General features: G+C 40.1%; 10 protein-coding genes. 2 read left to right on the forward strand and 8 right to left on the reverse strand.

Annotated features, from left to right (window positions below; all coding sequences use genetic code 11):
- Nucleotides 1–9 precede the first annotated feature (9 nt).
- From pseI to dcd, 7 genes are all read right to left on the reverse strand, one after another.
- Nucleotides 10–1,038: a pseudaminic acid synthase gene (gene pseI / locus G6W41_RS08455; protein WP_194171222.1), complete on the reverse strand. Its 1,029-nt coding sequence runs from the start codon at nucleotides 1,036–1,038 to the stop codon at nucleotides 10–12.
- Between the two features lie 3 nt (nucleotides 1,039–1,041).
- A complete protein-coding gene (gene pseH, locus G6W41_RS08460) occupies nucleotides 1,042–1,506 on the reverse strand; it encodes a UDP-4-amino-4,6-dideoxy-N-acetyl-beta-L-altrosamine N-acetyltransferase (protein ID WP_194171223.1) in 465 nt (154 codons plus the stop codon).
- Nucleotides 1,491–2,363: a UDP-2,4-diacetamido-2,4,6-trideoxy-beta-L-altropyranose hydrolase gene (gene pseG / locus G6W41_RS08465; protein WP_194171224.1), complete on the reverse strand. Its 873-nt coding sequence runs from the start codon at nucleotides 2,361–2,363 to the stop codon at nucleotides 1,491–1,493. Before pseG ends, pseH begins: the two co-directional genes overlap by 16 nt.
- Nucleotides 2,364–3,044 carry a pseudaminic acid cytidylyltransferase gene (gene pseF, locus G6W41_RS08470; protein WP_194171225.1) on the reverse strand — a complete coding sequence of 227 codons (681 nt, stop codon included), beginning with the start codon at nucleotides 3,042–3,044 and terminating at the stop codon, nucleotides 2,364–2,366.
- A gap of 4 nt (nucleotides 3,045–3,048) precedes the next feature.
- Nucleotides 3,049–4,161 (reverse strand): UDP-4-amino-4,6-dideoxy-N-acetyl-beta-L-altrosamine transaminase, encoded by a 1,113-nt coding sequence (pseC, locus tag G6W41_RS08475; protein WP_194171226.1) that lies wholly within the window; start codon nucleotides 4,159–4,161, stop codon nucleotides 3,049–3,051.
- Nucleotides 4,158–5,153 carry a UDP-N-acetylglucosamine 4,6-dehydratase (inverting) gene (gene pseB, locus G6W41_RS08480; protein WP_009295416.1) on the reverse strand — a complete coding sequence of 332 codons (996 nt, stop codon included), beginning with the start codon at nucleotides 5,151–5,153 and terminating at the stop codon, nucleotides 4,158–4,160. Before pseB ends, pseC begins: the two co-directional genes overlap by 4 nt.
- Nucleotides 5,154–5,369: 216 nt before the next feature.
- On the reverse strand, nucleotides 5,370–5,930 hold the full coding sequence (gene dcd / locus G6W41_RS08485; RefSeq protein WP_194171227.1) for a dCTP deaminase: 561 nt from the start codon (nucleotides 5,928–5,930) through the stop codon (nucleotides 5,370–5,372).
- Between the two features lie 123 nt (nucleotides 5,931–6,053).
- Here dcd and G6W41_RS08490 point away from each other — a divergent pair, with 123 nt between their 5' ends.
- Nucleotides 6,054–6,896 (forward strand): DUF3737 family protein, encoded by an 843-nt coding sequence (locus tag G6W41_RS08490; protein ID WP_194171228.1) that lies wholly within the window; start codon nucleotides 6,054–6,056, stop codon nucleotides 6,894–6,896.
- Between the two features lie 20 nt (nucleotides 6,897–6,916).
- Nucleotides 6,917–7,477 (forward strand): YcxB family protein, encoded by a 561-nt coding sequence (locus tag G6W41_RS08495; RefSeq protein ID WP_194171229.1) that lies wholly within the window; start codon nucleotides 6,917–6,919, stop codon nucleotides 7,475–7,477.
- 77 nt (nucleotides 7,478–7,554) lie between these two features.
- Here the strand turns inward: G6W41_RS08495 and G6W41_RS08500 are convergent, their stop codons facing one another.
- Nucleotides 7,555–8,031, reverse strand: coding sequence for an SU10 major capsid protein (locus tag G6W41_RS08500; protein ID WP_194171230.1), 477 nt, complete (start codon nucleotides 8,029–8,031; stop codon nucleotides 7,555–7,557).
- Nucleotides 8,032–8,072: the final 41 nt, after the last annotated feature.

Consider the following 8,072-nt stretch of genomic DNA (forward strand, 5'->3'; position numbering starts at 1 on the left):
TTTTCCTCCTTATAGATCCTCTTTTGTTAATCTCTCGCTAAATTTTATATCTCTTTTTGCTTTTTTGCCGATCAGCTCTTTTAAAAATTTAGGGTGCAGACCATATCCTGGGCGCACGCTCCTTATATTTTGCTCGTTAAAAATTTCACCTTTTTTTATATCCGCACTTGCATAGAGTGAGCGTGAAAATCTCCTGTTTAAAACCGCTTTTTCATCTAGCTCGTAGTTTATTTTGCCCAAAAGCTCCTCAGCCTCCCTAACACACTTTGCCATAAGAGCAAATTCGCTCTCATCAAGGCTAAATGCACTATCAACGCTTTTTACACTCTTATCAAGTATAAAATGTTTTTCAACTATCCTAGCGCCCAAACTAACCGCCACTACTGGGGCTGTCACGCCTAGAGTGTGGTCTGAAAAGCCAACCTCGATGCCAAATTTCTCTCTCATATCAGCAATGTTTTGCAAATTCATACCATTTAACGGCGCTGGATAGCTTGAGGTGCATTTTAAAAGGGCGATGTCGCTATTGCCTGCATTTTTGCAAATTTGCACTACCTCTCTTATCTCTTCTTCGTAGGCTATACCAGTTGAGATGATGATGGGCCTACCTTTTTTGGCTATAAACTCTACAAAATCATAGTCCGTCACTTCAAAACTAGCAATCTTATATGCTGGTGGATTAAATTGCTCTAGAAAATCAGCATCATCCTTACAAAATGGGCTTGAAAAGCAGACAAGCCCCTCTTCTTTTGCCACTTTAAAAAGCTCAGCATGCCACTCTTTTGGCGTTAGCGCCTCTTGATAAAGCTCGTATAAATTTCTCCCATCCCAAAGCCCGCCTTTTATGACGAAGTCATCTAAATTTGAATTTAGCGTCAAGCTATCTGGCGTATATGTTTGAAGTTTTATCGCGTCAGCTCCAGCGCGCTTAGCCGCCTTTATCGTATCTACCGCCGTTTTTAGGCTACCGCTGTGATTAGCAGAGAGCTCTGCTATTATAAAGACCTTTTTGTCTGTATCAAAATTTCCTATTTTCATCCGCTAGTCCGTTTCATTTTTTAGCTCAAGATAGCTAAAATCATCATCTTTTGCATAGACTCTAAAGCCAAAATTTTCATAAAGCGCAAGCGCTTTTTTGTTACTATTATAAGCTTTTGCCTTTAGCAAGCCAACTTTTAATGTAAAAAACGCATAGTCTTTTATGAGATCAAGCAGCTTTTTACCCACTCCTTTTAGCTCTGGGTTTTTATAAACGCCAAATTCGCAGCTTTGCTTTGTGATATCAACAAAGCTTATCACTCCGATAAATTCGCCCATCGCCTTATCATTTACTAAAAAGTAGATCTTATCTTGAATGCTCTTTAATCTCTCTAAAAAAGCGAAATGCTCCTCTTTACCAACGCTTTTGTTTTTCATAAATTTGGCTATACGCTCGTCGTTTCGCCACTTTAAGACCATCAGCTTTTGCTCGCCACTAAGCGATGTAAAATTTATAAGTTCAAGCAAATTTCATCTCCCCAGTAGGCTTCATATCCATTTTCTTTTAGCCAAGCAAATATCTCTTTTTGATTATCCGCTACGCAAATGGCTTTAAATTTAGCTCCCAAAACGTAAGCTTCATTTACAAGCGAGCTTGCTGTTATGATGAGCATTTTGGCTTCATTCATCAGCCTTGCTACGCTTTTACTATCTACAAAAAGGCTAAAATTTTCATTTTTACTTGATAGCTCTTTTAGGGCGCTTAAATTTTTATTTCCGCTAGTTGTGATGACGGCTGTTTTTAGCCCTTTTAAAAGCAGTTTTTCTGAAATTTTAGCGCTTAGCCCTGAAATATCAGTGCCTCCAAGAATGATGGCGTAGTCGTAAATTTTCTCCCTTTTTGCCTGCGCTTCTTCATAAAATTCATCTCTAACTAGCAAAAACTCACTCCCACAAAATACCTCGCAGCCTTTTTCTACAAGCCCCTCATATCTTGCTTTTTGCGCATATAAATTTACGTTTAATATGTAGTCTGCAAAATGTTTTTCGTAAGTGTCGTCAAATGATAAAATTTTAACGCCAGTTTTTTCTTTTATAGCTCTTTCGTCTTCAAAGCTAAAGCCGTAGTGATCGATGATGAGAAGTTCAAATTTATTATCTTTTATAAGTTCGCAAAGCTCATCTATCTCGCCACTTGTTAAGCTAAATTTAGGGTAGTTTATCTCATCAAAAATGTCACCTTCAAGCCTTAAAGATGCAAATGAGATGTCACTAAATTTTTTAGCAAACAAAAGGTCTCGCCTGATGTGCCCATGCCCTATCTTGCTGCTACTATCAGCGCGCACGAGCGTTTTTAGCTGCGGGAGTCCTTTAAATTCTTTCAATCAGATCTTTCCATTATTTATCAAATAAAGCTTCTTAGCAAACTCAAAATCCTCTAGCGTATCGATGTCGCAGACTAAATTTCTTGGCAGTAAATATGCCTTTGAGTGTGGCGCAAAGATAGCGCTGCACTGCAGCCAAGCCTCTTTTTTACCAAAGTAAAACGCCCCAGCATCATGAAAAGCAGGCTCCAGATCTTGTGAGCGCGTCCTTTCAAACTGCGGATAAAACATACTAACCCTAGCGTTTTCATCAAGCTTTATCGCCCTTTGTATAGGAAAATCAAAAGCAGTGGCCGAAAATAAAAATTTACACTCATCTTTTTTAAACTCGCTTGCAGCCTCTTTTAAAATTTCAGCCGTTATAAGCGGTGCTGTGGCATAAAGGCAGCAGACGTCACTAAAGCTAGAATTCGCGCGTCTTATCGCGTCTTTTATCACGTCGGTGCTTGTTGCGTAGTCGTCGCTTAAGCTCGCCTCTCTAAAAAATGGCACACTAGCTCCAAATTCTCTAGCCACATTTGCGATCATTTCATCATCGGTGCTTACGATCACTTCGCTAAAAACTTTAGAATTTAACGCAGCCTCGATGCTATATGCGATTAAAGGCTTGCCTAAAAAGTCTTTGATGTTTTTGCCAGGTATTCTCTTGCTGCCGCCTCTTGCTGGTATGATGCAGATCATTTTTTTACTCGCTAAAGCTTTTTAGCACATCAAAAAGCGTGCTTGCAACAAATTTAGCATCATCCACACTCATGCCATGGTGGCATGGGATACTAAGCTCGGCACTATAAAATTTCTCCGCATTTGGCAGTGAAATTTCGCCAAGTAGCGCTTTATAAAAGCTAAATTTATATGTTGGCTTGTAATGCACCTGCACGCCAACGCCTTTTTGCAAAAGTGCTTCAAAAATTTGCTCTTTTTTATCCCAAAATTTCTCATCCAAAAGCACTGGATATAGGTGCCTTGAGCTAGTTGTATTTGCTGGGATTTTTATAGTTTTAAAGTATTCACACCCGTTAAATTTCTCATCATAAAATTTAGCTATCTCATTTCTTTTGGCAATGAAATCATCTAGCCTTTTTAGCTGGCTAAGCCCCAAAGTGCAGGCTACGTCTGTTATCCTGTAGTTGTATCCAAGCAGGCTCATGTCGCTATCCCAAAGCTTTGTTTTGGCGATGCCATGGCTTCTATATAGCCTTGCGAGTCTTGCTAGCTCGTCGTCATTTGTAGCAAGTGCGCCGCCCTCAAGTGTGGTGATAGGCTTTACCGGATGAAAGCTAAATATGCTAATATCAGCCTTAACGCCCACTTTTACGCCGTTTTGCACACTACCAAGGGCGTGAGAGGCGTCGTCTATCACTTTTATGCCGTGTTTTTTGGCTAAATTTATGATCTTATCTAGCTCCACTGGGTTGCCACCGTAATCAACCGCAGTTATCACTTTTGTCTTTGGCTTGATAAGAGCTGGAATTTTCTCTTCATCGATGTTGCCATTTGCTTTTACGTCGCAAAATTTGACCTGCGCTCCTGCCATCAAAGCTGCATTTGCAGTGGCTGCAAAGGTGATAGGCGTCGTGATCACTTCATCGCCAGCCTTTACTCCAAGGCTAAGATAGGCTACGTGAAGGGCCGAAGTGGCTGAGTTCATAGCGATCACGTGCTTTACGCCAACATATTTTGCTAGCTCCTCTTCAAAGCTACTAACCTTTTGGCCACCTGTTAAGATGTCGTCTCTTAGCGCATCTGCCACTACTTTGATATCTTCTTCTGTGATCTGCTGACGGCTGTAAGGGATCATTTAGCATCTCCTATCATCTCAAGAAGACCCGCTCTATCGAGCCAAATTTTATTTGTATTTGAGCTATATTCAAAGTCCTCGCTCACTGGTTTGCCCTTTTGATGAAGAGCATTTGTCGAGAAGTCTTGCGCTGTTAAAAATTGGATAGACGGACTAATAACGTAGTAATCATCAAATTCGTATGTAAGATGCGCGTCATCTCTTGAGATCATCATCTCATGCATCTTTTCGCCTGGGCGAATGCCTATGATCTTGACGCCAAGGTCTGGTGCAAGGGCTTTTGCAAGATCGACCATCGTCATTGACGGGATCTTTGGTATGAAAATTTCGCCGCCTTTCATCCTCTCAAAGTTTTTAAGGACGAAATTTACACCTTGTTCAAGCGTGATCCAAAACCTGGTCATCTTCTCATGCGTGATAGGAAGCTCTTTTTCTCCTTGTGCGATCAGCTTTTTAAAGAGCGGCACAACTGAGCCACGTGAACCAACAACATTTCCATATCTTACGACACTAAATCTTGTTTTTTTATCTCCAACGATGTTATTTGCAGCAACAAATAGCTTATCGCTTGCTAGTTTTGTGGCTCCATATAAATTTACAGGGTTGCACGCCTTGTCAGTTGAGAGTGCGATCACTTTGCTAACACCACACTCCAAAGAGGCGTCGATGACGTTTTGAGCGCCATCTATGTTTGTTTTGATGCACTCCATTGGGTTGTATTCGGCGATTGGTACGTGTTTCATCGCAGCTGCGTGGATGACATAGTCTATGCCGTTCATAGCAGTTCTTAAGCGCTTATAGTCCCTCACATCGCCGATAAAAAAGCGCATGGCCTTGTCTTTAAACATTTGGGCCATTTCATATTGTTTTAGCTCATCGCGTGAGTAGATAACTAGCCTTTTTGGCTTATATTTTTTTAACAAAATTTCGGTGTACTTTTTACCAAAACTTCCTGTTCCGCCGGTGATTAATATCGATTTGTTGTTAAACATTTTGCGCCTTTTTGCTAGTCATTTTTTTGATTTATAAATGGCTAATTTAAATTATTTTTTATAAATTTTTAAGCAAAAGCTGTGCCAAATTTAAAATTTGTTTATCAAAGCTCTGCTCTTTCTAGCTTCTATTTCGTCAAAATTTCGTTATTGTTTAGGGTTTTGCAAAAAGTGGGCGATAAATTTAGCCTTTGCAAAGTCGCAAAGGCATGAAAATTACTTCAAAATTCTAGGCAGCGTGATGCCTTCTTGGGCTTGGTATTTGCCGTTTTTATCAGCATAAGTCACCTCGCAAGGCTCGTCACCCTCGATAAATAGCACCTGTGCTATGCCCTCATTTGCGTAGATCTTCGCAGGAAGTGGCGTCGTGTTTGAGATCTCTATCGTGATATGCCCCTTAAATCCCGGCTCAAAAGGCGTGACGTTTACGATGATGCCGCACCTTGCGTATGTGCTCTTGCCAAGACAGATCGCTAGCACGTTATCAGGCATGTTAAAGTACTCGATCGTGCGCGCTAAAGCAAAAGAATTCGGCGGCACTATGCAGACATCGCCTTTAAAATCGACCACATTTTTCTCATCAAAATTCTTTGGATCAACGACGGTTCCGCCGATGTTTGTGAAAATTTTAAACTCATCGCCCACGCGGATATCGTAGCCGTAGCTAGAAACGCCGTAGCTAACGACGCCGCGACCCACTTGCTCCTCGGCAAATGGCACGATCATGTTCCTTTCAACCGACATTTTCCTTATCCAAGAGTCTGATTTTAAACCCATTTTTGCTCCTTTTTTGGGGCGATTATAACGCTTTGCGTCTTTAAAGTAAATTTAATGGCATTTTGCAATAAATTTTAAGAAAATCAGTATAATTTTGAAAGAAAAATTTAATAAAGGACAAAAATGCAAGAGAGAAAGGCTGAAATTTTCACAGGAGAACGCGCGATGTTTGGGGCAAAGGGGATAAATTTTACTAACTGCATCTTTGAAGATGGCGAGTCACCACTAAAACACAGCTCAAATTTAAAGCTAAATGAGTGCGTTTTTGCCTACAAATATCCACTCTGGTACGCAAGCGATATCACGCTAAATGGCGGATACTTGGAGCCTCTAGCAAGGGCTGGCATGTGGTACAGCACAAATTTAAGCTTCAAAGACGTGGTCATAAATGCGCCAAAAAGCTTTAGAAAAAGCTCGCAAATTTTACTTGAAAATGTAAATTTCTCAGATGCCGTCGAGACACTTTGGGGATGTGCGGACGTGAAGATAAAAAACGTCTTTGCAAAAGGGGATTACTTCGGGGCAAATAGCGAAAATTTAGATGTTGATGGGCTAAGCTTGGACGGCAACTACTGCTTTGATAGCTGCAAAAACCTCCGCATCACAAACTCAAAGCTCATCTCAAAAGACGCCTTTTGGAACTGCGAAAACGTGGTCGCGCAAAACTGCCTCATCTCAGGCGAATACCTAGCCTGGAACGCTAAAAACGTGACACTCATAAACTGCACGATAAAGAGCTTGCAAGCGCTTTGTTACGTGGAAAATTTGGTCGTGAGAGATTGCATCTTTATGGACACAAGCCTTGCATTTGAGTATTCAAGCGTCAATGTAAGTACAAAAAGTAGCATAAAAAGTGTGAAAAATCCAAAAAGCGGCATCATAAGAGCTGGCAAGATAGATAAGATCATCATAGACGGCAGCTTGGTTGATGCAAGCAAGATAGAGATAGTCACGGATGAAATTTAGACAAAATTTAAAGAAATAACATGCAAAATGAAAAATTTAGAGCAAATTTTAGTATAAAAAACGATGCTAAATTTAAACAGCTACTACGCAAGGTCTCAAGCACCGTCTATAAAAAGAATAAATTTGTATTTTTAATGAGAGTGATCGAGCTGCCATTTGCTGTGCTATGCGGGGTAGCTTTGGTCACACTTTTTGACATTACTGGGCACGAGTTAATAGTATATTCTGATATGGACGATGTCTCTACTTTGGCAAGAAATTTAGCCATCGTCCTTTGTGTCGGCATAGTCTTGCTCTACATTTACGCGGCTATAATTAAACCAGTTTTATTTACTAGAGCCATTTACTCAAAAATCGATGTTGAGCGCGAACAAGAGATCGTTATATATGATGATGAAGTCTTGTTTGTCACGGCAACGAGCACGGTTCATTTTTCATATGGTGCGTTTCTTGGCGCTTGCGAAACAGATGATTTTATAGCTTTGATCTTAAAAGAAGGCTCATTCTTATATATCCCAAAAGAGTCGCTAAATGAAAAAGCGCAAGAAATTTTGGAATTTCTAAAAGAAAAAATAGGCTGAATTTAGTGAAATATTTTTGGATGTTTTGAATTAAAAACCATACAAATTTGCTATGCCAGCAAATTTGCTGGCTGTATTCAAACCAAATTCTCTAAAAATATAGATATTATTGCTTTAATGATGCCAAATATCAATCTTTCAGCGATAAATTTTAATATTAAAATAATTAATTGACGTCTAAAAAGATATCTAAACACTATTTTGTTAATAGCTGGCTTTAGATCAGCGCCAATAAACACATCTTTTGGAGTTGTGCCTGCATCCCAAATATTTTGAAGTAGTTGAGGCAAGATAGTTTCAGTTAGTTGTGTAGCTGTGCCTTTCCAGTCGCCTGAGCTATCAAATGCTACAACGTTTCCACGCTTGCCACTTGCAAATGCTGCTGAGCCTTTAGCCAAGAAATAAAATAGTCCTGCCATTTCGCCAGCTGTTGCGTCAGTTCTAACGCTCGGCGCTTTAAACACACTCTTTTTAACATCAGCATCACGACCAAGACCAAAAAGAGCGTATTCCATATCTAGCTTATGCTCTTTTGCTCTTTTTAGCTGTCTCACGCTCTAGCTCTTTACCGCCATAAGTAGCCACTGCTTGCATA

This window comes from Campylobacter concisus (assembly GCF_015230035.1).
In the GTDB taxonomy this organism is placed as follows: domain Bacteria; phylum Campylobacterota; class Campylobacteria; order Campylobacterales; family Campylobacteraceae; genus Campylobacter_A; species Campylobacter_A concisus_BK.

Excerpts from the sequence above, each read along its gene's own strand:
- pseC (WP_194171226.1), bottom strand. The coding sequence starts at position 4,161 with ATGATCCCTTACAGCCGTCAGCAGATCACAGAAGAAGATATCAAAGTA.
- G6W41_RS08490 (WP_194171228.1), top strand. The coding sequence starts at position 6,054 with ATGCAAGAGAGAAAGGCTGAAATTTTCACAGGAGAACGCGCGATGTTT.
- G6W41_RS08495 (WP_194171229.1), top strand. The coding sequence starts at position 6,917 with ATGCAAAATGAAAAATTTAGAGCAAATTTTAGTATAAAAAACGATGCT.
- dcd (WP_194171227.1), bottom strand. The coding sequence starts at position 5,930 with ATGGGTTTAAAATCAGACTCTTGGATAAGGAAAATGTCGGTTGAAAGG.
- pseB (WP_009295416.1), bottom strand. The coding sequence starts at position 5,153 with ATGTTTAACAACAAATCGATATTAATCACCGGCGGAACAGGAAGTTTT.
- pseI (WP_194171222.1), bottom strand. The coding sequence starts at position 1,038 with ATGAAAATAGGAAATTTTGATACAGACAAAAAGGTCTTTATAATAGCA.
- pseF (WP_194171225.1), bottom strand. The coding sequence starts at position 3,044 with ATGATCTGCATCATACCAGCAAGAGGCGGCAGCAAGAGAATACCTGGC.